A 23,324-nucleotide genomic window follows, 5' to 3' on the forward strand; every position below is an offset into this window, starting at 1 on the left:
TGGTAGTGTGGGGCCTCCCCATGCGAGAGTAGGGAACTGCCAGGCATCAAATAGTGAAGAAGCCCCGGACGAAAGTCCGGGGCTTTTTTACGTCTATACATTAGCAATTTCCCATCAGAAATAAGAAAACATCAAACTCGCAACCTACCGATCAGGTAAACTACGGTCAGATTAATCAGTAAAGGCCGTGAAATGTCCAGCCCCAATACATCCCTGAAAGCTTTCAACACTCTTGGTCTTACGATCAATGCACAAACGCTGACCATCGCTGAAACTCCTGACGCAATTACTTTGGCCTGGAAAAACAGTCAGCAATCAAATCTGCCTTTTATTGTATTAGGCGAAGGGAGCAACGTACTCTTTCTTGAAGATTTTAGCGGCTCGGTGGTAATTAATGCGATTAAAGGCATCGCTATCGAAGAGCATGACGAAGCCTGGCACTTGCATGTTGGTGCCGGCGAAAATTGGCATGCTTTAGTTGAAAACACGCTAAAGAAGGGTATTACAGGACTGGAAAACCTGGCGCTAATTCCTGGTATGGCCGGCTCAGCACCGATTCAAAATATCGGTGCGTATGGTGTCGAATTTAAAGATATCTGTCACTACGTTGAAGCGATACATCTCCCAACGCAACATATAATTCGTTTGTATCGAGAAGAGTGCCAGTTTAGCTATCGCGATAGTATTTTCAAACATGCAATGAAGGATGACTATGTCATTGTTGCAGTAGGATTACGTCTGGCAAAACAGTGGAAACCTGTTCTAACTTATGGCGAGCTGACTAAGTTAAACCCAGCAACAGTGTGTGCCTGGGATGTATTCAATGCTATTTGCCATATGCGCCAAAGCAAACTGCCCGACCCAAAAATCACAGGTAATGTCGGTAGTTTCTTCAAAAATCCGCTGATCACAGCTGAGCATGCAGATGCGCTAATTAAGCAGTGGCCATCCATTCCTCATTATCCACAGGCCAGTGGCGAAGTGAAATTAGCAGCTGGCTGGTTGATCGACCAATGTGGTCTTAAAGGCTTCCGTGTAGGTGGCGCCGCAGTTCACCGTCAGCAGGCTTTGGTATTGATAAATGAAGATTATGCCACTCCACAGGATATTGTCGATTTAGCGCATCAGGTTAGGAATAGAGTCGGACAAAAGTTTGATGTTTGGCTGGAGCCAGAAGTGCGCTTTATCGGTGCTCGAGGCGAGCGTAATGCCGTTGAGGTAATTTCATGAAAGATAATAGCGTGCCGTTAAAGTTAGTGGCATTGGTGGCCGATGGTGAATTTCACTCTGGTGAGCAGCTGGGCGAAGCGCTTGGTATGAGCCGTGCTGCCATTAATAAACATATACAGACTCTCAAAAGTTGGGGTCTGGATGTATATACGGTAACGGGTAAAGGCTACAGCTTACCAGAGCCAATTCAGTTACTGGATGAAGAAATCATTCTGTCTCTCCTGCATCAACCTAATCTGGCGGTTATTCCTGTTATCGATTCTACCAACCAGTATTTGCTGGATCGGATGGATCAATTGCCGTCTGGCTACGCATGCATTGCCGAGTATCAGCAAGCAGGGCGCGGACGTCGCGGGCGTAAATGGTTTTCACCGTTTGGCTCCAACCTGTATATGTCCATGTATTGGCGTCTTGATCAGGGGCCTGCTGCGGCGATGGGCCTGAGTCTGGTGATTGGTATCATCATGGCAGAAGTGATTCAGTCATTAGGTGCTCCGGATGTCCGGGTTAAATGGCCGAATGATCTCTATCTTAACGATCGTAAGCTTGCTGGTATTTTAGTTGAGTTAACTGGAAAAACCGGCGATGCAGCTCAGATTGTTATAGGTGCTGGTGTCAATTTGCTGATGCGTTCAGAAGGCACGGCAGAAATTAATCAGGGTTGGATTAATCTTCAGGAAGCTGGTGTTGATATCGATCGCAACGAGTTAGCTGCGAAGTTGATCAATAGCCTGCGTGAAGCGTTACCTATTTTTGAGCGCGATGGTTTGGCGCCATTTGTTTCCCGCTGGGAAGCCCTTGATAACTTCATTAATCGCCCAGTGAAGCTTCTTATTGGGGATCGTGAGGTACATGGCATTGCGCGAGGTATTGATAAGCAGGGTGGCTTATTACTGGAGCAGAATGGAGTCATTAAATCCTGGGTTGGGGGTGAGATTTCTCTTCGTCCAGACAATTAATGCATCTGAGCTAACAAATTAAAATGCCCACGATCTTTTATGGGCATTTTATAAAAAAGACTATTTCCTCAAACGTACACTTTGCACCGCATGATCAGCCGACTTCGTCATAATAAGACTTGCTCGTTCACGTGTAGGCAGGATATTTTCCTTTAAATTAAGCCAGTTAATCTCTTTCCATAGCCCATGCGCAATATTGAGTGCATCCTCTTCAGGTAATTGCGAATAGTGATGGAAATAAGAGTCCGGATCGCTAAACGCGCCCTCACGGAATTTCAAAAAGCGATTTACATACCAGTTCTCAAGTAAAGACTCTGGTGCATCGACGTAAATTGAAAAATCCACGAAATCAGAGACAAATACATGATGAGGATCGTGAGGATAGTCCATACCGCTTTGCAGCACATTCAATCCTTCAAGAATAAGAATATCAGGCTGTTGTACGACTTTATCGCCATCCGGAATGACATCATAAATCAGATGAGAATAAACCGGCGCTGTCACCTGGCTAGCACCCGATTTTAAATCAGATACGAAGTTAACCAGGCGATGCATATCGTAAGATTGCGGGAACCCTTTTTTCTTCATCAAACCGCGTTCTTTAAGCACGGCATTAGGATGCAAAAAACCATCAGTAGTGATCAGTTCTACTTTGCGGTGTTCTGGCCAGCGGCTAAGAAGTGCCTGAAGCACACGAGCAGTTGTGCTTTTTCCTACCGCAACGCTGCCGGCAATACTGATGATATAAGGGATTTTCTGCCCATTAGTGCCAAGGAATTGCTCAAGCACCGCCTGACGACGCAGATTAGAACTGATATAAAAATTAAGCAGACGCGATAGCGGCAGATAAATCTCGGCCACTTCTTCTAATGAAAGATCTTCATTGATACCACGCAGACGCTCAATTTCACCTTCAGCCAATGTCATTGGTACTGAATCGCGTAGTGCTGCCCATTGCTGGCGATTGAACTGCAAATAAGGCGTAGTAAGAGGTGTCGTTTTTTTACTCATAAGCATGCATCTGAGTGCAAATTCTGATTAATCAACACCTTGCTGCATTAGGCATACGAAGATGTATCAAACTCAATTGCACGTCACAGGGGTAATTAACGAGAACAATGGGCAGGAGGGTAACACCAGTGTGACTTTAAAAAGAAGTAAAATGATAAACAGGAGCACGCTTTCGCAAGCGTGCCCGCATTTTTCTTGTCGGTCAGTAGCTTGTCGCTACATTTTCTGCTGGGCTGGTACGCAGACGTTTATAGTAAATCGCGCCGGGATGAGGATGCCCATCCGCGCATAATGCATAGTCGGGCAATTCCCCTAAATAGCGGTAGCCATGTGCCCGATAAAAAATTTCTTCTGCAGAACCTGCAATGACATCCAAATAAAGCAGACCACGCTGATAGCTTTCTGCCTTGTGCTCAAGCGTCTGCATTAATCTGCGTCCAATCCCTTCTCGCTGAGCATTTGAATGCACAAGCAGCTGTAAAACTTCCGCGCGATTTTGTCCATCTGGACGCTGACAAATATTGAGCTGCACGCTTCCCACCACAACCGAGTCGATGACGGCAATCCATAGCAGCAACTCATGGCGTGCCATTTTGTTGCGCAAGCTATGAAAATAGCGCTCGGCATCCTGATACTGTTGCATCTTTTGCGAATGTTGAAATGCCGAAGTCATATTGTTTTTTACCGCTTCAACCATCAGGGCAGCCAAAGCCTGACGATAAAGGGGTAATGTTTCTGCAGTGAGCTGAACAATATTCATGCGACATCCTCCATTTAATGACCCGATTAAATAGATAAGCAAAATGCAGGCCAGCAGAAAAAACGAGTGTAGCGGGTAGTTTCACAAAAAATTTTCTACAATTTGCACAGCAGAAAGGCAGTGTGCTTCAAATATGTGCATTGAAAATGATGGCGGTTCATAGCAATCAATCGATGTGGTGGTGTAAAAATGCACAGGTTTAGGGTGATTTTACTGCAGCTGATGGCTGATTTGAGATGATTTGCACAAATAGTAAGCGATAGAACAATTTTGACGATTTTTTTGTTGCATCCTTCTTCGGGTATTCCTAGAATGCGCTCCACTTGATGCCGGCTTAGCTCAGTTGGTAGAGCAACTGACTTGTAATCAGTAGGTCACCAGTTCGATTCCGGTAGCCGGCACCATCAAGTAGGTGGGATTCCCGAGCGGCCAAAGGGAGCAGACTGTAAATCTGCCGTCACAGACTTCGAAGGTTCGAATCCTTCTCCCACCACCATCTCAACCTCCTGGTTGGGCATCAGATAAAGTCTTTATCTGATGGGTGAGTTCTTCATCTCTCACCTTCGAATTTCAGATTGCGCATTAGCGCAATCAAAGTTGGTCAGCAACTCTGACCGGCTCGAATAATAGAAGGTCTTCTTTTATTATTCATAAGCTACAGAAAGAACAGGTAGCCGAGTTCCAGGATGCGGGCATCGTATAATGGCTATTACCTCAGCCTTCCAAGCTGATGATGCGGGTTCGATTCCCGCTGCCCGCTCCAGATGTGCTGATATGGCTCAGTTGGTAGAGCGCACCCTTGGTAAGGGTGAGGTCCCCAGTTCGACTCTGGGTATCAGCACCACTTCCTTTATCTCTCTCCTGATTCTCTCTCTGTAAACCAAACAGTCAGGCAATGCCTGGTTGATATGACGATATCTTCGATATATCCGTGTCTTAGAGGGACTAGCGATGGCTAAAGAGCAATTTCAGCGTAATAAACTGCACGTAAACGTGGGCACCATCGGTCACGTCGACCACGGTAAAACCACCCTGACTGCAGCAATTACTACCGTACTGGCTAAAACCTACGGCGGTAAGGCAAGCAAATTCGATGAGATCGATAAAGCGCCAGAAGAGAAAGCACGTGGTATCACCATCAACACTTCTCACGTTGAATATGAAACCCCGTCTCGCCACTATGCGCACGTTGACTGCCCAGGCCACGCCGACTATGTGAAAAACATGATCACCGGTGCAGCGCAGATGGACGGCGCGATCCTGGTTGTTGCTGCGACTGATGGCCCAATGCCACAGACCCGTGAGCACATCCTGCTGGGTCGTCAGGTTGGCGTTCCTTACATCATCGTGTTCCTGAACAAGTGCGACATGGTTGATGATGAAGAGCTGCTGGAACTGGTTGAGATGGAAGTACGTGACCTGCTGTCAGCATATGACTTCCCAGGCGACGACACTCCAATCGTACGTGGTTCTGCTCTGAAAGCGCTGGAAGGCGACGCTGAGTGGGAAGCTAAGATCATTGAGCTGGCTGAGCACCTGGATACCTATATCCCAGAGCCAGTACGTGCAATCGACAAGCCGTTCCTGCTGCCAATCGAAGACGTATTCTCAATCTCTGGCCGTGGTACCGTTGTTACCGGTCGTGTTGAGCGCGGTATCGTTAAAGTGGGCGACGAAGTTGAAGTTGTTGGCCTTAAAGACACTGTGAAATCAACCTGTACTGGCGTTGAAATGTTCCGCAAACTGCTGGATCAGGGTCAGGCAGGCGAGAACTGTGGTGTTCTGCTGCGTGGTATCAAGCGTGAAGACATCGAGCGTGGCCAGGTTCTGGCTAAGCCGGGTTCAATCAAGCCACATACCCAGTTCACTTCAGAAGTTTACGTTCTGTCTAAAGATGAAGGCGGCCGCCATACTCCGTTCTTCAAAGGCTACCGTCCTCAGTTCTACTTCCGTACTACTGACGTGACCGGTGACGTTCAACTGCCAGAAGGCGTTGAGATGGTAATGCCAGGCGACAACGTAAAAATGACCGTTACTTTGATCAAGCCAATCGCTATGGATCAGGGTCTGCGTTTCGCAATCCGTGAAGGCGGCCGTACTGTTGGTGCGGGTGTTGTTGCTGAAATTATCGCTTAACTGCGATAAGATTTGACGCAATGCACAAGGAAAGGGCATCATTTGATGCCCTTTTTGCACGCTGTTGTATAGAACCTGGCTCATCAGTGATTTTGCATCATAATCATTGCTGAGACAGGCTCTGTTTCACGGCGTTGGATACCGAGTTACGCTCAAAAGCTCATTCGGTTTGGATGCCTCGCACTGCGGGGCAGTATAGTTTCTGAATTATTGTGGCAGGTTGGTTTATGAGTGCGAATACCGAAGCTCAAGGAAGCGGGCGCGGCCTTGAAGCGATGAAATGGGTAGTTGTGATCGCATTGCTCCTGGTAGCAATCGTCGGCAACTATATCTATCGCGATGTAACATTGCCTCTGCGCGCGCTGGCTGTGGTTGTGCTGATCGCTGCAGCGGGCGGCATTGCTTTGCTGACAATCAAAGGCAAAGCGACTGTGGCATTTGCCCGTGAAGCTAAAACCGAAATGCGTAAGGTCATTTGGCCGACTCGCCAGGAAACACTGCACACCACGTTAATCGTTGCCGCGGTTACTGCCGTGATGTCACTGATTTTGTGGGGGCTGGATGGTATTCTGGTCCGTCTGGTATCGTTTATCACTGGCCTGAGGTTCTGAGATGTCTGAAGCTCCAAAAAAACGCTGGTACGTCGTTCAGGCGTTCTCTGGTTTTGAAGCCCGCGTAGCGAAATCGCTGCACGAGCATATCAAACTGCACAACATGGAAGAGCTTTTTGGCGAAGTCATGGTGCCGACTGAAGAAGTCGTCGAAATCCGTGGCGGCCAGCGTCGCAAAAGCGAACGTAAATTCTTCCCTGGCTACGTATTGGTTCAGATGGTAATGAATGACGCCAGCTGGCACTTAGTACGCAGTGTACCGCGTGTAATGGGCTTTATCGGTGGTACTTCCGACCGTCCTGCGCCAATCAGTGATAAAGAAGTAGATGCGATTATGAACCGCCTGCAGCAGGTGGGTGATAAGCCGCGTCCAAAAACGCTGTTCGAGCCAGGCGAGATGGTACGCGTCAGCGACGGCCCGTTTGCCGACTTCAACGGAGTGGTCGAAGAAGTGGATTACGAGAAGAGCCGCTTGAAAGTGTCCGTTTCCATCTTTGGTCGTGCAACCCCAGTGGAACTCGACTTCGCTCAGGTGGAGAAAGGTTAACCCTTCTGTTCACTTTTTAGCTCTTGCGGAAGGCGCGAAATTTACCTATAATTTCGCGCCTTCTGTTTTTATGTGCCCGCAACGGCATATAAATCGTTATCACGGGGAGCCTGTTTTTCAGGCGTTATAACCCAATTGAGGAATTATCATGGCCAAGAAAGTACAAGCCTACGTTAAGTTGCAAGTTGCAGCTGGTATGGCTAACCCAAGTCCACCTGTTGGTCCAGCACTGGGTCAGCAGGGTGTTAACATTATGGAATTCTGCAAAGCGTTCAACGCTAAGACTGAATCCCTGGAGAAAGGCCTGCCTACTCCTGTTGTTATCACCGTATACAGTGACCGTTCTTTCACCTTCGTTACCAAAACGCCTCCGGCTGCCGTACTGCTGAAAAAAGCAGCGGGCATCAAGTCTGGTTCTGGTAAGCCGAACAAAGACAAAGTCGGTAAAGTTTCCCGTGCTCAGGTACGTGAAATCGCAGAAACTAAAGCTGCGGACATGACTGGTTCTGACGTAGAAGCGATGACTCGCTCTATCGAAGGTACTGCTCGTTCCATGGGCCTGGTAGTAGAGGATTAAGAAATGGCTAAGCTGACCAAGCGCATGAGCGTAATCCGTGACAAAGTTGATGCTACTAAGCAGTACGACATTAACGAAGCTGTTGCTCTGCTGAAAGAACTGGCTACTGCCAAGTTCGTAGAAAGCGTTGACGTTGCCGTTAACCTCGGCATCGATGCACGTAAATCTGATCAGAACGTGCGCGGTGCGACCGTTCTGCCACACGGTACTGGTCGTTCAGTACGTGTTGCCGTCTTCACCCAAGGTGCAAACGCTGAAGCTGCTAAAGCAGCTGGCGCAGAACTGGTTGGTATGGAAGACCTGGCTGAGCAGATCAAAAAAGGCGAAATGAACTTTGACGTTGTAATCGCATCTCCAGATGCAATGCGCGTTGTTGGCCAGTTGGGCCAGGTTCTGGGCCCACGCGGTCTGATGCCAAACCCGAAAGTTGGTACTGTAACGCCGAACGTTGCTGAAGCAGTTAAAAATGCTAAAGCAGGTCAGGTTCGTTATCGTAACGACAAAAACGGCATCATCCACACCACCATCGGTAAAGTGGATTTTGACACTGACAAATTGAAAGAAAACCTGGAATCTTTGCTGGTTGCGCTGAAAAAAGCTAAACCATCACAGGCGAAAGGCGTGTACATCAAGAAAGTCAGCATCTCTACCACCATGGGCGCCGGCGTTGCCGTTGACCAGGCTGGTCTGAGTGCATCAGCAAACTAATTGCTGCTTGTAACGGGCGAAAAATTCATCTAGAATCTTACGCCCGTTGTTCTGGTTGTTTGCACAATTCAGAACCCAGATTCAAAGCGAGTGAGTGACAAAGTCTAAACACTTGGTTGTTCAGTCGCTTAGGTTGGAGCCAGGCCTTATCCTGGCCTCCGTCCGAGACCGCAGGAGCAGAATATTTTCGGATATCTTGCTTAATACCCTGCGTAGACGGTGACAGAACCAAAAAGAATTATTTCTTCGCTGGATTCTGCTCACCGTGTAATAGCGCTTATCGCCTTCGGGTGAATAAGTGAAGTGAGTTCCGGGAAATTATTCCCGGTCAATCCAGGAGCAAAAGCTAATGGCATTAAATCTTCAAGGCAAACAAGCGATTGTTGCTGAAGTTAGCGAAGTAGCCAAAGGCGCGCTTTCAGCGGTTGTTGCGGATTCCCGTGGCGTGACCGTTGATAAAATGACCGAACTGCGTAAAGCAGGTCGTGAAGCTGGCGTTTACATGCGTGTTGTTCGTAACACCCTGCTGCGCCGCGTCGTTGAAGGTACTCCTTTCGAGTGCCTGAAAGACACGTTTGTTGGTCCGACCCTGATTGCATACTCTTTGGAACACCCGGGCGCTGCCGCTCGTTTGTTCAAAGATTTCGCTAAAGCGAATGCAAAATTTGAGGTCAAAGCTGCAGCCTTTGAAGGTGAGCTGATCACGGCGGCCAATATTGACCGTCTGGCAACTCTGCCGACTTACGAAGAAGCACTGGCACGTCTGATGTCGACCATGAAAGAAGCCGCTGCTGGCAAACTGGTCCGTACTCTGGCTGCTGTGCGCGATGCAAAAGAAGCGGCTTAAGGCCAAATTCTTTTCCTTCGTGCTTGCTACCGTATAAACTTTTTCTGATTTTTAGGAACAATCGATATGTCTATCACTAAAGACCAAATTCTGGAAGCTGTTGCCGCTATGTCCGTAATGGAAGTAGTTGAGCTGGTTTCTGCTATGGAAGAAAAATTCGGCGTTTCTGCTGCTGCCGCTGTAGCTGTTGCTGCTGGCCCAGCTGAAGCTGTTGAAGAGAAAACTGAATTCGACGTAATTCTGAAAGCTGTTGGCGCTAACAAAGTCGCAGTAATCAAAGCAGTACGTACTGCAACTGGCCTGGGCTTGAAAGAAGCTAAAGACCTGGTTGAAGCTACCGGTACTATCAAAGAAGGCATCAGCAAAGATGACGCAGCCGCTCTTGAAGCTGCTCTGAAAGAAGCTGGCGCTGAAGTTGAAGTTAAGTAAGACAACCTTCGGGTTGCAGCCTGAGTAACATTAGGCTGATGGCTGGTGACTGTTTAGGTCACCAGCCTTTTTGCGCTACAGGGGAATGATGGCGTTTCGCACTGTTTGTCCATCATGCCTCTTCAATATCTTTTTCTATCGACGCCTTAATATATCGCTCTCCTGCGAAGGTTCCCTGCCTGAACAACGGCGATGAAATGATTTAAGAGTGATAGAAAGATGTATTGCATGGGGTGCTGCGCATCGCATGAAAAACAAAAAATAGTGTTGCATGAACTGTCCTTTTCAGGACGGACAGCGTGGTTCGACATGTCAGCTAGCTGAGGAACCCCATGGTTTACTCCTATACCGAGAAAAAACGTATTCGTAAGGATTTTGGTAAACGTCCACAAGTTTTGGACATACCTTATCTCCTTTCTATCCAGCTTGACTCGTTCCAGAAGTTCATCGAGCAAGATCCAGAAGGCCAGTACGGTCTGGAAGCAGCCTTCCGCTCCGTATTCCCAATCTCAAGCTACAGCGGCAACTCTGAGTTGCAGTATGTCAGCTACCGTTTGGGTGAGCCTGTCTTTGACGTAACTGAATGTCAGATCCGTGGCGTGACCTATTCGGCACCGCTGCGCGTGAAACTGCGTCTGGTGATCTACGAGCGCGAAGCGCCGGAAGGCACCGTAAAAGACATTAAAGAACAAGAAGTCTACATGGGTGAGATTCCACTCATGACGGACAATGGTACCTTTGTTATCAATGGTACTGAGCGTGTTATCGTTTCTCAGCTGCACCGTAGTCCTGGCGTGTTCTTCGACAGCGATAAGGGTAAAACGCACTCTTCCGGTAAAGTGCTGTATAACGCACGTATCATCCCTTACCGCGGTTCATGGCTCGATTTCGAGTTTGACCCGAAAGACAACCTCTTCGTCCGTATTGACCGTCGTCGTAAGCTGCCGGCCAGTATCATTCTGCGCGCGTTAAACTTCACTTCAGAACAAATCCTTGATCTGTTCTTTGATAAAGTCGTTTATGAAATCCGCGATAACAAACTGCAGATGGAACTGGTGCCTGAGCGCCTGCGTGGTGAAACCGCCTCCTTCGATATCGAAGCAAACGGCACGGTCTACGTTGAAAAAGGTCGTCGCATCACTGCGCGCCACATCCGTCAGCTGGAAAAAGACAACATTCAGCACATCGAAGTGCCAGTTGAATACATTGCTGGCAAAGTGGTTGCTAAAGACTACGTCGATCTGAACACCGGCGAGCTGATCGTTCCTGCAAACATGGAATTGTCACTGGATCTGCTGGCGAAACTGAGCCAGTCAGGCCACAAGCGCATTGAAACGCTGTTCACCAACGACCTTGATCACGGTGCGTACATCTCCGAGACTCTGCGTGTAGACCCAACCAACGATCGTCTAAGCGCGCTGGTTGAGATCTACCGCATGATGCGTCCTGGTGAGCCACCAACGCGTGAAGCTGCTGAAAACCTGTTCGAGAACCTGTTCTTCTCTGAAGATCGTTACGATCTTTCTGCGGTTGGCCGTATGAAGTTCAACCGTTCTCTGCTGCGTGATGAGATCGAAGGTTCAGGTATCCTGAGCAAAGACGACATCATCGAAGTGATGAAAAAGCTTATCGGTATCCGTAACGGTATCGGTGAAGTGGATGATATCGATCACCTCGGTAACCGTCGTATTCGTTCTGTTGGCGAGATGGCAGAAAACCAGTTCCGTGTGGGTCTGGTACGTGTTGAGCGTGCAGTTAAAGAGCGTCTGTCTCTGGGCGACCTCGATACGCTGATGCCTCAGGACATGATCAACGCTAAGCCGATTTCGGCGGCGGTGAAAGAGTTCTTCGGTTCAAGCCAGCTGTCCCAGTTTATGGATCAGAACAACCCATTGTCCGAGATTACGCACAAACGTCGTATCTCTGCTCTGGGCCCAGGCGGTCTGACCCGTGAGCGCGCCGGCTTCGAAGTACGTGACGTACACCCAACGCACTACGGTCGTGTATGTCCTATCGAAACTCCGGAAGGCCCGAACATCGGTCTGATCAACTCACTCTCGGTTTACGCGCAGACTAACGAATACGGTTTCCTTGAAACCCCGTATCGCCGCGTTGTTGACGGGAAAGTGAGTGATGAAATTCATTACCTCTCTGCAATTGAAGAGGGTAACTACGTTATCGCTCAGGCAAACACCAACCTCGCAGAAGATGGCAGCTTTGTTGACGATCTCGTCACCTGCCGTAGCAAGGGTGAGTCAAGCCTGTTCAGCCGCGATCAGGTTGACTACATGGACGTTTCCACCCAACAGGTGGTTTCTGTCGGTGCTTCACTGATTCCGTTCCTGGAGCACGATGATGCTAACCGCGCCTTGATGGGTGCGAACATGCAACGTCAGGCGGTTCCAACTCTGCGTGCTGATAAGCCGCTGGTTGGTACCGGTATGGAACGCGCAGTAGCGGTTGACTCCGGTGTAACTGCTGTCGCGAAACGTGGTGGTACCGTTCAGTACGTTGATGCTTCTCGTATCGTTATCAAAGTTAACGAAGAAGAGATGTATCCGGGCGAAGCGGGTATCGACATCTACAACCTGACCAAGTACACCCGTTCTAACCAGAACACCTGCATCAACCAGATGCCGTGTGTCAATCTGGGTGAGCCGATTGAGCGTGGCGACGTGCTGGCAGATGGCCCGTCTACCGACCTCGGTGAACTGGCGCTGGGTCAGAATATGCGCGTGGCGTTCATGCCATGGAACGGTTACAACTTCGAAGACTCCATCCTCGTATCCGAGCGTGTGGTTCAGGAAGACCGTTTCACCACTATCCACATCCAGGAACTGGCATGTGTGTCTCGCGACACCAAGCTGGGGCCAGAAGAGATCACCGCTGATATCCCGAACGTGGGTGAAGCTGCGCTTTCTAAACTGGATGAATCCGGCATTGTGTACATCGGTGCGGAAGTGACCGGTGGCGACATTCTGGTTGGTAAGGTAACACCGAAAGGTGAAACCCAGCTGACGCCAGAAGAGAAACTGCTGCGTGCGATCTTCGGTGAAAAAGCCTCTGACGTAAAAGATTCGTCACTGCGCGTTCCGAACGGCGTATCCGGTACTGTTATTGACGTGCAGGTCTTCACTCGCGATGGCGTGGAAAAAGACAAGCGCGCGCTGGAAATCGAAGAGATGCAGCTGAAGCAGGTTAAGAAAGACCTGTCTGAAGAACTGCAGATCTTCGAAGCTGGCCTGTTTGGCCGTATCCAGGCAGTACTGATCTCGGGTGGTGTTGAAGCTGAGAAGCTGGACAAACTGCCACGTGAGCGCTGGCTGGAGCTGGGCCTGACTGACGAAGAGAAGCAGAACTCTCTGGAGCAGCTGGCTGAGCAGTACGACGAACTGAAGCACGAGTTTGAGAAGAAACTTGAAGCTAAGCGTCGCAAGATCACCCAAGGCGATGATCTGGCACCAGGCGTGCTGAAAATCGTTAAGGTGTATCTGGCCGTTAAACGTCAGATTCAGCCTGGTGACAAGATGGCAGGTCGTCACGGAAACAAGGGTGTTATCTCGAAGATCAACCCTATCGAAGACATGCCTTACGATGAGAACGGTACGCCGGTCGACATCGTACTGAACCCGCTGGGCGTACCATCGCGTATGAACATCGGTCAGATTCTGGAAACTCACCTCGGTATGGCGGCTAAAGGCATTGGTGAAAAAATCAATGCGATGCTGAAGAAGCAGGAAGAAGTCTCCAAACTGCGTGAGTTCATCCAGCGTGCTTACGATCTGGGCACTGATGTGCGTCAGAAAGTTGACCTGAACACCTTTACAGATGACGAAGTACTGCGTCTGGCAGAGAACCTGAAGAAGGGTATGCCAATCGCGACTCCGGTGTTTGACGGTGCGAAAGAGAGCGAAATCAAAGAGCTGCTGCAGCTCGGCGGATTGCCTTCTTCCGGTCAGATCACCCTGTTCGACGGCCGTACCGGTGAGCAGTTTGAGCGTCAGGTAACCGTAGGTTACATGTACATGCTGAAACTGAACCACCTGGTTGACGACAAGATGCACGCACGTTCTACCGGTTCTTACAGCTTGGTTACTCAGCAGCCGCTGGGTGGTAAAGCGCAGTTCGGTGGACAGCGCTTCGGTGAGATGGAAGTGTGGGCACTGGAAGCATACGGTGCCGCGTATACCCTGCAGGAAATGCTTACCGTTAAATCTGATGACGTTAACGGCCGTACGAAGATGTATAAAAACATCGTCGACGGTAACCATCAGATGGAACCGGGCATGCCGGAATCCTTCAACGTACTGTTGAAAGAGATTCGCTCGCTGGGTATCAACATCGAGCTGGAAGACGAGTAAGTACTCGCAAGTACTGGTTACGGGACGTGCACTTCGGGTGCGCGTCCCTGAGAGTTCCACTCCGACGGGAGCTAATCCGTGAAAGACTTACTTAAGTTTCTGAAAGCGCAAACTAAGACCGAAGAGTTTGATGCGATCAAAATTGCTCTGGCCTCGCCAGACATGATCCGTTCATGGTCTTTTGGTGAAGTTAAAAAGCCGGAAACCATTAACTACCGTACCTTCAAGCCTGAGCGTGACGGTCTTTTCTGTGCCCGTATTTTTGGACCGGTAAAAGACTACGAATGCCTGTGCGGTAAGTACAAGCGTTTAAAACATCGCGGCGTGATCTGTGAGAAGTGTGGCGTTGAAGTTACACAGACCAAAGTACGTCGTGAGCGCATGGGCCACATTGAGCTGGCTTCACCGACTGCGCACATTTGGTTCCTGAAATCACTGCCTTCGCGTATCGGCTTACTGCTGGATATGCCACTGCGTGATATCGAGCGCGTGCTGTACTTCGAATCTTATGTGGTTATCGAAGGCGGCATGACCAACCTGGAAAAACGTCAGATTCTGACGGAAGAGCAGTACCTTGACGCGCTGGAAGAGTTCGGTGACGAATTCGACGCGAAGATGGGTGCGGAAGCGATCCAGGCGCTGCTGAAAAACATGGATCTGGAGCAAGAGTGCGAGCAGCTGCGTGAAGAGCTGAACGAGACCAACTCCGAGACCAAACGTAAAAAGCTGACCAAGCGTATCAAGCTGCTGGAAGCGTTCGTTCAGTCTGGTAACAAGCCAGAGTGGATGATCCTGACCGTTCTGCCGGTTCTGCCGCCAGATCTGCGCCCGCTGGTACCGCTGGACGGTGGTCGTTTCGCAACGTCGGATCTGAACGATCTGTATCGTCGCGTGATCAACCGTAATAACCGTCTGAAACGCCTGCTGGATCTGGCTGCGCCAGATATCATCGTACGTAACGAAAAACGTATGTTGCAGGAAGCGGTTGATGCACTGCTGGATAACGGCCGTCGCGGTCGCGCCATCACTGGCTCGAACAAGCGTCCGCTGAAATCTCTGGCAGACATGATCAAAGGTAAGCAGGGTCGTTTCCGTCAGAACCTGTTGGGTAAACGTGTTGACTACTCTGGCCGTTCAGTTATCACCGTTGGTCCATACCTGCGTCTGCATCAGTGCGGTCTGCCGAAGAAAATGGCTCTTGAGCTGTTCAAACCGTTCATCTACGGCAAGTTGGAACTGCGTGGCCTGGCCACCACCATCAAAGCCGCTAAGAAAATGGTTGAGCGCGAAGAGGCTGTCGTTTGGGATATCCTGGACGAAGTGATCCGCGAACACCCGGTACTGCTGAACCGTGCACCAACTCTGCACCGTTTGGGTATCCAGGCGTTTGAACCGGTTCTGATCGAAGGTAAAGCGATCCAGCTGCACCCGCTGGTTTGTGCGGCATATAACGCCGACTTCGATGGTGACCAGATGGCTGTTCACGTACCGCTGACGCTGGAAGCCCAGCTGGAAGCGCGTGCGCTGATGATGTCGACCAACAACATTCTGTCACCAGCGAACGGCGAGCCAATCATCGTTCCTTCACAGGACGTTGTTTTGGGTCTGTACTACATGACCCGCGACAAAGTGAACGCCAAAGGCGAAGGCATGGTGCTGACTGGCCCGAAAGAAGCTGAGCGTGTTTATCGCGCTGGCCTGGCCGAGCTGCATGCACGCGTTAAAGTGCGTATCACTGAATACACCAAGAACGAGCAGGAAGAGTTCGTTGCGAAAACCAGCATTATCGACACCACCATTGGTCGTGCGATTCTGTGGATGATCGTTCCGAAAGGCCTGCCTTACTCCATCGTCAACCAGGCGCTGGGTAAGAAAGCCATTTCCAAGATGCTGAACACCTGTTACCGCATTCTTGGTCTGAAGCCGACCGTTATCTTTGCTGACCAAACTATGTACACCGGTTTTGCTTACGCAGCCCGTTCAGGTGCCTCTGTAGGTATCGACGACATGGTCATCCCAGCGAAGAAAGCGGAAATCGTAGCCGAAGCGGAAGCGGAAGTTGCTGAGATTCAGGAACAGTTCCAGTCTGGTCTGGTAACTGCTGGCGAACGTTACAACAAAGTTATCGATATTTGGGCCGCCGCTAACGAACGTGTTTCCAAAGCGATGATGGATAACCTGCAAACTGAAACCGTGATCAACCGTGATGGCGAAGAAGAGCAGCAGGTATCGTTCAACAGCATCTACATGATGGCCGACTCCGGTGCGCGTGGTTCTGCTGCACAGATTCGTCAGCTGGCCGGTATGCGTGGTCTGATGGCTAAGCCAGATGGCTCAATCATCGAAACGCCGATCACCGCGAACTTCCGTGAAGGTCTGAACGTACTCCAGTACTTCATCTCCACGCACGGTGCGCGTAAAGGTCTGGCGGATACCGCACTGAAAACTGCTAACTCCGGTTATCTGACGCGTCGTCTGGTCGACGTAGCGCAGGATCTGGTTGTTACCGAAGATGACTGCGGCACGTTCGAAGGCATCATGATGACTCCAGTCATCGAAGGTGGCGACGTTAAAGAGCCGCTGCGTGAGCGTGTACTGGGTCGTGTAACGGCTGAAGACGTTCTGAAGCCAGGCACTGCGGACATCCTGATCCCGCGTAACACCCTGATCGATGAACACTGGTGTGATGTGATCGAACTGAATTCAGTCGATGCGATCAAAGTGCGCTCGGTTGTTGGCTGTGAAACCGACTTCGGTGTGTGTGCACACTGCTACGGTCGCGATCTGGCACGTGGTCACATCATCAACAAAGGTGAGGCCATCGGTGTTATCGCAGCACAGTCCATCGGTGAGCCGGGTACACAGCTGACGATGCGTACGTTCCACATCGGTGGTGCGGCATCTCGTGCGGCTGCTGAATCCAGCATCCAGGTGAAGAACAAAGGTACTATCAAGCTGACCAACGCGAAGTCTGTAACCAACTCCTCAGGGAAACTGGTTATCGTTTCACGTAACGTTGAGCTGAAGATGATCGACGAGTTCGGTCGTACCAAAGAGAGCTATAAAGTACCTTACGGTGCGGTCATGGCTAAAGGTGATGGCGAGCAGGTTGCCGCGGGCGAAACCGTAGCAAACTGGGATCCGCATACCATGCCGGTCATCACCGAAGTGGGCGGTTTCATTCGCTTCACTGACATGATCGACGGTCAGACCATTACGCGTCAGACTGACGACTTAACCGGTCTGTCATCGCTGGTGGTTCTGGATTCTGCAGAACGTACTGCGGGTGGTAAAGATCTGCGTCCTGCGCTGAAAATTGTTGATGCCAACGGAAATGATGTTTTGATTCCAGGTACCGACATGCCAGCACAGTACTTCCTGCCGGGCAAAGCAATTGTTCAGCTGGAAGATGGCGTTAAGATCAGTGCCGGTGACACGCTGTCGCGTGTTCCGCAGGAATCTGGCGGTACCAAGGATATTACCGGTGGTCTGCCGCGCGTTGCTGACTTGTTCGAAGCGCGTCGTCCGAAAGAGCCAGCAATCCTGGCAGAGATCAGCGGTATCATCTCCTTCGGTAAAGAGACCAAAGGTAAGCGTCGTCTGGTGATTACGCCGGTTGATGGTAGCGATCCGTACGAAGAGATGATTCCAAAATGGCGTCAGCTTAACGTATTCGAAGGTGAGCGCGTAGAACGTGGTGACGTCGTATCTGACGGCCCAGAGTCTCCGCACGACATCCTGCGTCTGCGTGGCGTCCATGCTGTGACCCGTTACATCACTAACGAAGTGCAGGAAGTTTACCGTCTGCAAGGCGTTAAGATTAACGATAAACACATCGAAGTCATCGTTCGTCAGATGCTGCGTAAAGCAACCATCTCGAGCGTGGGAAGCACCGACTTCCTGGAAGGTGAGCAGGCTGAATACTCACGCATCAAGATCTCTAACCGTGAACTTGAAGCGAATGGCAAAATCGGCGCAACATTCATGCGCGATCTGCTGGGTATCACCAAAGCGTCACTGGCAACCGAATCGTTCATCTCTGCAGCATCGTTCCAGGAGACCACGCGTGTCCTGACCGAAGCAGCAGTTGCAGGTAAGCGTGATGAACTGCGCGGCCTGAAAGAGAACGTCATCGTGGGTCGTCTGATCCCAGCCGGTACCGGTTATGCTTATCACCAGGATCGTATGCGTCGCCGCTCTGCGGGCGAAGCACCGGTTGCACCGCAGGTTACTGCGGATGAAGCCTCTGCAAGCCTGGCAGAATTGCTGAACGCCGGTCTGGGCGGAAGCGACGACGAATAATTCGTCTGCTAAAGCTGACCAATAAAAAACCCTGCTTCGGCAGGGTTTTTTTTCGTCTTCATTTTGTCAGAACTTGCGGCAGACATCTTCGCGTGTCAGTCCGATATCACGCAGCTGGTTATCACTCAGTTTTGACAGGATGCGGTGAGTTTCACGCCGTGCTTTCCAGTGTTTAACCATACGTACTGCGCCGCGGAAGATATCCAGTAAAGTGACGTCAAAAGGTTTAGCCGCGCGGTTTTGATCGAATTCCATAGTCCTTGCCCTCAGTAGGTTGCCTGAGAAGCATTGTCTGATTCATACGCATTATGATACAGACGCAAAAAACACTTATCTTTAACATACAGATTGCGTTGTGGTGGATCTGAATGGTAATAATGAGGTCTATCTGTACTGGTTTATTATGATTGATGGCTGAGTGAGGCATACGATGACGCGCTACCAACATTTAGCATGTTTGCTTTCGGATCGTATAGAGCAAGGGCTGTACCGCAGCGGCGAGCGCTTGCCGTCGGTGCGCACGCTGAGTCTTGAACACGGCGTGAGTATCAGCACCGTTCAGCAGGCATATCATCTGCTGGAAGAGAAACAGCTGATTGTGCCGCAGCCACGTTCCGGATATTTCGTTGCAACACGCAAAGCGACGCCGCCGATGCCGGCCATCACCCGACCTGCACAGCGTCCGGTGGAAATCACGCAGTGGGAATCGGTGCTGGAGTTGCTCAGCAGCCGAACTAATAACGATGTGTTGCAACTCGGCAGCGGTATGCCCGATCTGACCCAGCCCACGTTGAAACCGCTGTGGAAAATTCAAAGCCGTATGGCGCAGAAGCAGGATATCGATCAGCTCAACTATGACAGTTTGCTGGGTGTAGCGGCCCTGCGCGAACAGGTTGCGCGTCTGACGATCGACAGCGGTTGTCAGCTCACGGCAGACGATATCGTGATCACCACCGGCTGCCATGAAGCGTTGTCGATCTCGATCCGAGCGATATGTCAGGCTGGTGACATCATTGCGGTGGAGTCGCCGACTTTCCACGGCACCATGCAAACTCTGCGCGGCTTCGGCATTCGCGCCATTGAGATTCCTACCGATTCGGTTACCGGCATCAGCCTGGAAGCGCTGGAACTTGCGTTCGAACAGTGGCCGATTAAAGCGGTTGTGGTGGTGCCAAACTGCAATAATCCGCTGGGCTTTATCATGCCGGAATCTCGCAAACGTGCGCTGGTGACGCTGGCACAGCGTTTCGATGCCGCGATTATTGAAGACGATGTGTACGGCGAGCTGGCGTGGGAGTATCCGCGTCCGGTTACCCTTAAGTCGTTGGATCACGATGGACGGGTATTGCTGTGCAGTTCCTTCTCCAAGACGCTGGCGCCGGGGCTGCGTGTCGGTTGGGTGGCGCCGGGGCGCTATCGCGATCGCGTGCTGCATATGAAATATATCAGCACCGGATCGACGGCCACACAGCCGCAACATGCGGTCGCCGAGTTTATTCGTCTTGGTCATTATCTGCCGCATTTGCGGCGCATGCGTCAGGTATATCAACGCAATTATGAAACCTTTAGCTGCTGGGTACGCCACTACTTTCCGTGTGGGATTTGTGTGTCGCGTCCGCAGGGCAGTTTCCTGATGTGGATTGAATTGCCAGAGGCATTTGACGCGGTCAGGCTCAATACCGAATTGCGTGAGCTGAACATGCAGGTTGCCGTAGGCTCGCTGTTTTCGGCCTCGGGTAAGTATCGCAACTGCTTGCGCCTGAATTATGGTTTGCCAATGAATGAGCACACAGAGCAGGCGATAGCTCAACTCGGCGCAGCGGTAGAACGTGCCATGCTGGCTTGTAGTCATGGATCCGTGCATACCTCCTCCCTGATCACGTGAAGAAAGGCAGGGCTGGGAGAGGTTGAGACCAGCCCTGGCCCGCTGCAAGCGACAGCGGGCAGGCACACTTTAGTCTTGTCAGGAAATGACGCCAGCCCCTACATCACGCTGCTGCGCGGCAGATTCCAGCGTTTCATCCTTACTTATCGCGCATTACACTGCTTCTGCGGGTTCGATTCCATTTTCCACCAGTGACAGTAACTGCTGCGTTGCTGCGCGCCAGTCGGCGGCCTGGGTAATCGCGCTCACCACCGCAATGCTGCCCACGCCGGTAGCCAGCACTTCCGGCACGCGCGCCAGTGAAATACCGCCAATCGCCACGGTTGGCACATTGTGCAAACGCGCCAGGTGGCGTTTCAATTCCACCACGCCTTGCGGCGCAGAAGGCATGTCTTTGGTTTGCGTAGGATAGATGTGGCCAAGCGCAATGTAAGAAGGGCGCAGCGCCAGAGCCCGATCTAACTCGGCATCGTCATGCGTCGATAAACCCAGGCGCAATCCCGCCTCGCGAATGGCCGCCAGATCGGCTACATCGAGATCTTCCTGGCCGAGGTGCACGCCATAAGCGTGATATTTAATGGCTAAGCGCCAGTAATCATTGATAAACAGGCGAGCGCGATACTGTTTGCCGAGTGCAATCGCCTCGCGCACCGCATCTTCCACCTCGTAATCTTCACAATCTTTGATGCGCAGCTGTATGGTGCGCACACCGGCTTCCAGCAAGCGCGCGATCCATTCCACGCTATCAACAACCGGATACAGCCCCAGCTTTGAGGCTGTGGCAGGAAAGGCGTCGGTCATACATTTTCCTCTTTAAGGGTATCGGCAGCGTGATAGATCTCGCCGCCACGATTGCGGAAGGCGTTCGACATTTGCGCCATACCCATCTCAATCGGCTGGGCTTCAGCCTGTTGGCGGGCGGCAAACTCACGCACTTCCTGGGTAATTTTCATCGAGCAGAATTTCGGGCCGCACATCGAGCAGAAGTGCGCTAATTTTCCTGATTCCTGCGGCAGGGTTTCATCGTGATAGGCGCGTGCGGTGTGCGGATCGAGCGCCAGATTGAACTGATCTTCCCAGCGGAATTCAAAACGCGCTTTCGACATCGCATTGTCACGGATCTGCGCACCGGGATGACCTTTTGCCAGATCCGCCGCGTGCGCAGCGATCTTGTAGGTGATCAGCCCTTGCTTCACATCCTCTTTGTTCGGCAAACCGAGGTGCTCTTTCGGCGTCACGTAACACAGCATGGCGCAGCCGAACCAGCCAATCATGGCCGCGCCGATGCCGGAAGTGAAATGGTCATAGCCGGGCGCGATATCGGTGGTGAGCGGGCCAAGCGTGTAAAACGGGGCTTCGTGACAATGCTCAAGCTGTTCGGTCATATTGCGTCGAATCATCTGCATGGGCACATGGCCCGGACCTTCAATCATCACCTGCACATCGTATTCCCAGGCGATTTTGGTCAGTTCGCCCAGCGTATGCAGTTCGGCAAATTGCGCCTCATCGTTGGCATCCTGAATCGAGCCGGGACGCAGGCCGTCGCCCAGTGACAGCGCCACATCGTAGGCGGCACAAATTTCACAAATCTCGCGGAAGTGCAGATAGAGGAAATTTTCGGTGTGATGCGACAGGCACCATTTCGCCATAATCGAGCCACCGCGCGACACAATGCCGGTCAGGCGTTTGGCCGTCATCGGCACATAGCGCAGCAGCACGCCAGCGTGAATAGTGAAGTAGTCAACGCCTTGTTCCGCCTGCTCCAGCAGCGTGTCGCGGAAAATCTCCCAGTTGAGATCTTCTGCAATGCCGTTCACTTTCTCCAGCGCCTGATAAATCGGCACCGTACCAATCGGCACCGGACTATTGCGCAAAATCCACTCACGCGTTTCATGGATATAGCGGCCGGTTGAGAGATCCATCACAGTGTCTGCGCCCCAGCGCGTTGACCACACCAGCTTCTCCACTTCCTCTTCAATAGATGAGCTCACCGCAGAGTTGCCAATGTTGGCATTCACTTTCACCAGGAAGTTGCGGCCGATAATCATCGGTTCGGATTCGGGATGGTTGATGTTCGAAGGGATGATGGCGCGGCCGCTGGCGACTTCCTGACGGACAAATTCCGCGGTGATATTTTCTGGCAGATTGGCACCAAAGCTGTGACCCGGATGCTGCTGTAACAGCACTTCACCGCGAATACGCTCGCGGCCCATGTTTTCACGCAGCGCGATAAACTCCATCTCCGGCGTGATGATGCCCTGACGCGCATAGTGCAGCTGGGTAACCCGGCGACCCGCTTTGGCACGGCGCGGTTGCGGCAGCTGCTCAAAACGCAGATGGTCCAGGCCTTCATCCGCCAGACGCTGCTGCGTGTAACGGGAACTCAGCTGGTGGATGGTTTCGCTGTCGTCACGTTCTTCGATCCAATTGGCACGCAGCCTGTCGAGTCCCTGATGCACATTAATGGTGGCTTGAGGATCGCCATAAGCCCCGGCGGTGTCGTAAACCGGCACCGCTTCATTTGGCTCATAGTGCGGATTCTCTTTGCTGCCGCCTATGTGCGTTGGACTGAGCTGTATCTCACGCATCGGCACGCGAATATCCGCGCGGCTGCCGGTGATCCAGATACGTTTGGAGTTGGGGAAAGCGGTTCCCTGCAGGGAATCGATAAATTCTTGCGCCTGAGCGCGTTGTTCACGACGAGAAGTTTTAGCAGACATAGCAAGTTTCCGGTAACGGTTGGAAGTTGCTTGTCCAGAGTTCGGAAGGAGTAACAGGTACGGTGCCGGGCGCCAGCATGCACCGTGCTGATAATGTCTACTCTTGTTCCCTTCGCAGGTACTAACCTGATCAGGTTCCGCGGATCCCGAATTAACGGTCTCAGCCCTAGAGGGCACTCCGACAAGTTGGTGTTTTGTGGTTTAAGCTACTTTGCTTGCCATTTTGCACCTGGGCAGTGCT

At 51.3% G+C, this 23,324-nt stretch carries 17 protein-coding genes, 4 tRNA genes and 1 riboswitch; of the genes, 16 read left to right on the forward strand and 5 right to left on the reverse strand.

What is annotated here, in order from left to right:
- Window positions 1-192 precede the first annotated feature (192 nt).
- Both murB and birA read left to right on the forward strand, forming a co-directional pair.
- Entirely contained in the window at window positions 193-1,230 is a 1,038-nt protein-coding gene (murB, locus tag ACVLVH_RS23545) for a UDP-N-acetylmuramate dehydrogenase (RefSeq protein WP_192415495.1), read from the forward strand.
- A complete protein-coding gene (gene birA, locus ACVLVH_RS23550; RefSeq protein WP_192415497.1) occupies window positions 1,227-2,189 on the forward strand; it encodes a bifunctional biotin--[acetyl-CoA-carboxylase] ligase/biotin operon repressor BirA in 963 nt (320 codons plus the stop codon). Before murB ends, birA begins: the two co-directional genes overlap by 4 nt.
- Window positions 2,190-2,249: 60 nt before the next feature.
- Here birA and coaA read toward each other — a convergent pair whose 3' ends face one another.
- Both coaA and ACVLVH_RS23560 read right to left on the reverse strand, forming a co-directional pair.
- On the reverse strand, window positions 2,250-3,200 hold the full coding sequence (gene coaA / locus ACVLVH_RS23555) for a type I pantothenate kinase (protein ID WP_210082116.1): 951 nt from the start codon (window positions 3,198-3,200) through the stop codon (window positions 2,250-2,252).
- A gap of 202 nt (window positions 3,201-3,402) precedes the next feature.
- Window positions 3,403-3,960 (reverse strand): GNAT family N-acetyltransferase, encoded by a 558-nt coding sequence (locus tag ACVLVH_RS23560; protein WP_101762580.1) that lies wholly within the window; start codon window positions 3,958-3,960, stop codon window positions 3,403-3,405.
- A gap of 328 nt (window positions 3,961-4,288) precedes the next feature.
- On the opposite strand from ACVLVH_RS23560, the gene ACVLVH_RS23565 reads away from it, so the two are divergent.
- From ACVLVH_RS23565 to rpoC, 13 genes are all read left to right on the forward strand, one after another.
- Window positions 4,289-4,364 (forward strand) — tRNA-Thr (locus tag ACVLVH_RS23565).
- Window positions 4,365-4,371: 7 nt separating this feature from the next.
- Window positions 4,372-4,456, forward strand: a tRNA-Tyr gene (locus ACVLVH_RS23570).
- Window positions 4,457-4,648: 192 nt separating this feature from the next.
- Window positions 4,649-4,723 (forward strand) — tRNA-Gly (locus ACVLVH_RS23575).
- 5 nt (window positions 4,724-4,728) lie between these two features.
- Window positions 4,729-4,804 (forward strand) — tRNA-Thr (locus ACVLVH_RS23580).
- A gap of 107 nt (window positions 4,805-4,911) precedes the next feature.
- On the forward strand, window positions 4,912-6,096 hold the full coding sequence (gene tuf, locus ACVLVH_RS23585) for an elongation factor Tu (protein WP_110867595.1): 1,185 nt from the start codon (window positions 4,912-4,914) through the stop codon (window positions 6,094-6,096).
- Between the two features lie 227 nt (window positions 6,097-6,323).
- The gene (gene secE / locus ACVLVH_RS23590; RefSeq protein WP_064741592.1) at window positions 6,324-6,707 is read left to right on the forward strand and encodes a preprotein translocase subunit SecE; all 384 of its coding nucleotides are present in this window, start codon (window positions 6,324-6,326) and stop codon (window positions 6,705-6,707) included.
- A gap of 1 nt (window position 6,708) precedes the next feature.
- Window positions 6,709-7,254 carry a transcription termination/antitermination protein NusG gene (gene nusG, locus ACVLVH_RS23595; protein WP_007886300.1) on the forward strand — a complete coding sequence of 182 codons (546 nt, stop codon included), beginning with the start codon at window positions 6,709-6,711 and terminating at the stop codon, window positions 7,252-7,254.
- Between the two features lie 148 nt (window positions 7,255-7,402).
- Window positions 7,403-7,831: a 50S ribosomal protein L11 gene (rplK, locus tag ACVLVH_RS23600; RefSeq protein ID WP_007886298.1), complete on the forward strand. Its 429-nt coding sequence runs from the start codon at window positions 7,403-7,405 to the stop codon at window positions 7,829-7,831.
- Between the two features lie 3 nt (window positions 7,832-7,834).
- The gene (rplA, locus tag ACVLVH_RS23605; RefSeq protein WP_007886296.1) at window positions 7,835-8,539 is read left to right on the forward strand and encodes a 50S ribosomal protein L1; all 705 of its coding nucleotides are present in this window, start codon (window positions 7,835-7,837) and stop codon (window positions 8,537-8,539) included.
- A 349-nt stretch (window positions 8,540-8,888) separates the two neighbouring features.
- Complete coding sequence (gene rplJ / locus ACVLVH_RS23610) at window positions 8,889-9,386, forward strand: 50S ribosomal protein L10 (RefSeq protein ID WP_007886294.1); 498 nt, start codon at window positions 8,889-8,891, stop codon at window positions 9,384-9,386.
- A 66-nt stretch (window positions 9,387-9,452) separates the two neighbouring features.
- Window positions 9,453-9,815 (forward strand): 50S ribosomal protein L7/L12, encoded by a 363-nt coding sequence (gene rplL / locus ACVLVH_RS23615; RefSeq protein WP_101763017.1) that lies wholly within the window; start codon window positions 9,453-9,455, stop codon window positions 9,813-9,815.
- Between the two features lie 332 nt (window positions 9,816-10,147).
- The gene (rpoB, locus tag ACVLVH_RS23620; RefSeq protein WP_008108400.1) at window positions 10,148-14,176 is read left to right on the forward strand and encodes a DNA-directed RNA polymerase subunit beta; all 4,029 of its coding nucleotides are present in this window, start codon (window positions 10,148-10,150) and stop codon (window positions 14,174-14,176) included.
- 78 nt (window positions 14,177-14,254) lie between these two features.
- On the forward strand, window positions 14,255-18,478 hold the full coding sequence (gene rpoC, locus ACVLVH_RS23625) for a DNA-directed RNA polymerase subunit beta' (RefSeq protein ID WP_101763019.1): 4,224 nt from the start codon (window positions 14,255-14,257) through the stop codon (window positions 18,476-18,478).
- 66 nt (window positions 18,479-18,544) lie between these two features.
- Here the strand turns inward: rpoC and ACVLVH_RS23630 are convergent, their stop codons facing one another.
- A complete protein-coding gene (locus ACVLVH_RS23630; protein ID WP_008108404.1) occupies window positions 18,545-18,733 on the reverse strand; it encodes a DUF1127 domain-containing protein in 189 nt (62 codons plus the stop codon).
- Between the two features lie 175 nt (window positions 18,734-18,908).
- Here ACVLVH_RS23630 and ACVLVH_RS23635 point away from each other — a divergent pair, with 175 nt between their 5' ends.
- A complete protein-coding gene (locus ACVLVH_RS23635) occupies window positions 18,909-20,363 on the forward strand; it encodes an aminotransferase-like domain-containing protein (RefSeq protein WP_312464701.1) in 1,455 nt (484 codons plus the stop codon).
- A gap of 153 nt (window positions 20,364-20,516) precedes the next feature.
- Here ACVLVH_RS23635 and thiE read toward each other — a convergent pair whose 3' ends face one another.
- Complete coding sequence (gene thiE / locus ACVLVH_RS23640) at window positions 20,517-21,164, reverse strand: thiamine phosphate synthase (protein WP_312464702.1); 648 nt, start codon at window positions 21,162-21,164, stop codon at window positions 20,517-20,519.
- Entirely contained in the window at window positions 21,161-23,083 is a 1,923-nt protein-coding gene (thiC, locus tag ACVLVH_RS23645) for a phosphomethylpyrimidine synthase ThiC (RefSeq protein ID WP_312464703.1), read from the reverse strand. Before thiC ends, thiE begins: the two co-directional genes overlap by 4 nt.
- A gap of 90 nt (window positions 23,084-23,173) precedes the next feature.
- A riboswitch (TPP riboswitch) is annotated at window positions 23,174-23,274 on the reverse strand.
- Window positions 23,275-23,324: the final 50 nt, after the last annotated feature.

The organism is Kluyvera sp. 1366 (genome assembly GCF_054823405.1).

What these genes read in the sequence shown, in the direction of transcription:
- thiE (WP_312464702.1), bottom strand. Translation starts at nt 21,164, where the DNA reads ATGACCGACGCCTTTCCTGCCACAGCCTCAAAGCTGGGGCTGTATCCG.
- thiC (WP_312464703.1), bottom strand. Translation starts at nt 23,083, where the DNA reads ATGTCTGCTAAAACTTCTCGTCGTGAACAACGCGCTCAGGCGCAAGAA.
- rplA (WP_007886296.1), top strand. Translation starts at nt 7,835, where the DNA reads ATGGCTAAGCTGACCAAGCGCATGAGCGTAATCCGTGACAAAGTTGAT.
- nusG (WP_007886300.1), top strand. Translation starts at nt 6,709, where the DNA reads ATGTCTGAAGCTCCAAAAAAACGCTGGTACGTCGTTCAGGCGTTCTCT.
- secE (WP_064741592.1), top strand. Translation starts at nt 6,324, where the DNA reads ATGAGTGCGAATACCGAAGCTCAAGGAAGCGGGCGCGGCCTTGAAGCG.
- ACVLVH_RS23635 (WP_312464701.1), top strand. Translation starts at nt 18,909, where the DNA reads ATGACGCGCTACCAACATTTAGCATGTTTGCTTTCGGATCGTATAGAG.
- murB (WP_192415495.1), top strand. Translation starts at nt 193, where the DNA reads ATGTCCAGCCCCAATACATCCCTGAAAGCTTTCAACACTCTTGGTCTT.
- rplL (WP_101763017.1), top strand. Translation starts at nt 9,453, where the DNA reads ATGTCTATCACTAAAGACCAAATTCTGGAAGCTGTTGCCGCTATGTCC.
- ACVLVH_RS23560 (WP_101762580.1), bottom strand. Translation starts at nt 3,960, where the DNA reads ATGAATATTGTTCAGCTCACTGCAGAAACATTACCCCTTTATCGTCAG.
- tuf (WP_110867595.1), top strand. Translation starts at nt 4,912, where the DNA reads ATGGCTAAAGAGCAATTTCAGCGTAATAAACTGCACGTAAACGTGGGC.
- rpoB (WP_008108400.1), top strand. Translation starts at nt 10,148, where the DNA reads ATGGTTTACTCCTATACCGAGAAAAAACGTATTCGTAAGGATTTTGGT.
- rplJ (WP_007886294.1), top strand. Translation starts at nt 8,889, where the DNA reads ATGGCATTAAATCTTCAAGGCAAACAAGCGATTGTTGCTGAAGTTAGC.
- rplK (WP_007886298.1), top strand. Translation starts at nt 7,403, where the DNA reads ATGGCCAAGAAAGTACAAGCCTACGTTAAGTTGCAAGTTGCAGCTGGT.
- birA (WP_192415497.1), top strand. Translation starts at nt 1,227, where the DNA reads ATGAAAGATAATAGCGTGCCGTTAAAGTTAGTGGCATTGGTGGCCGAT.
- ACVLVH_RS23630 (WP_008108404.1), bottom strand. Translation starts at nt 18,733, where the DNA reads ATGGAATTCGATCAAAACCGCGCGGCTAAACCTTTTGACGTCACTTTA.
- coaA (WP_210082116.1), bottom strand. Translation starts at nt 3,200, where the DNA reads ATGAGTAAAAAAACGACACCTCTTACTACGCCTTATTTGCAGTTCAAT.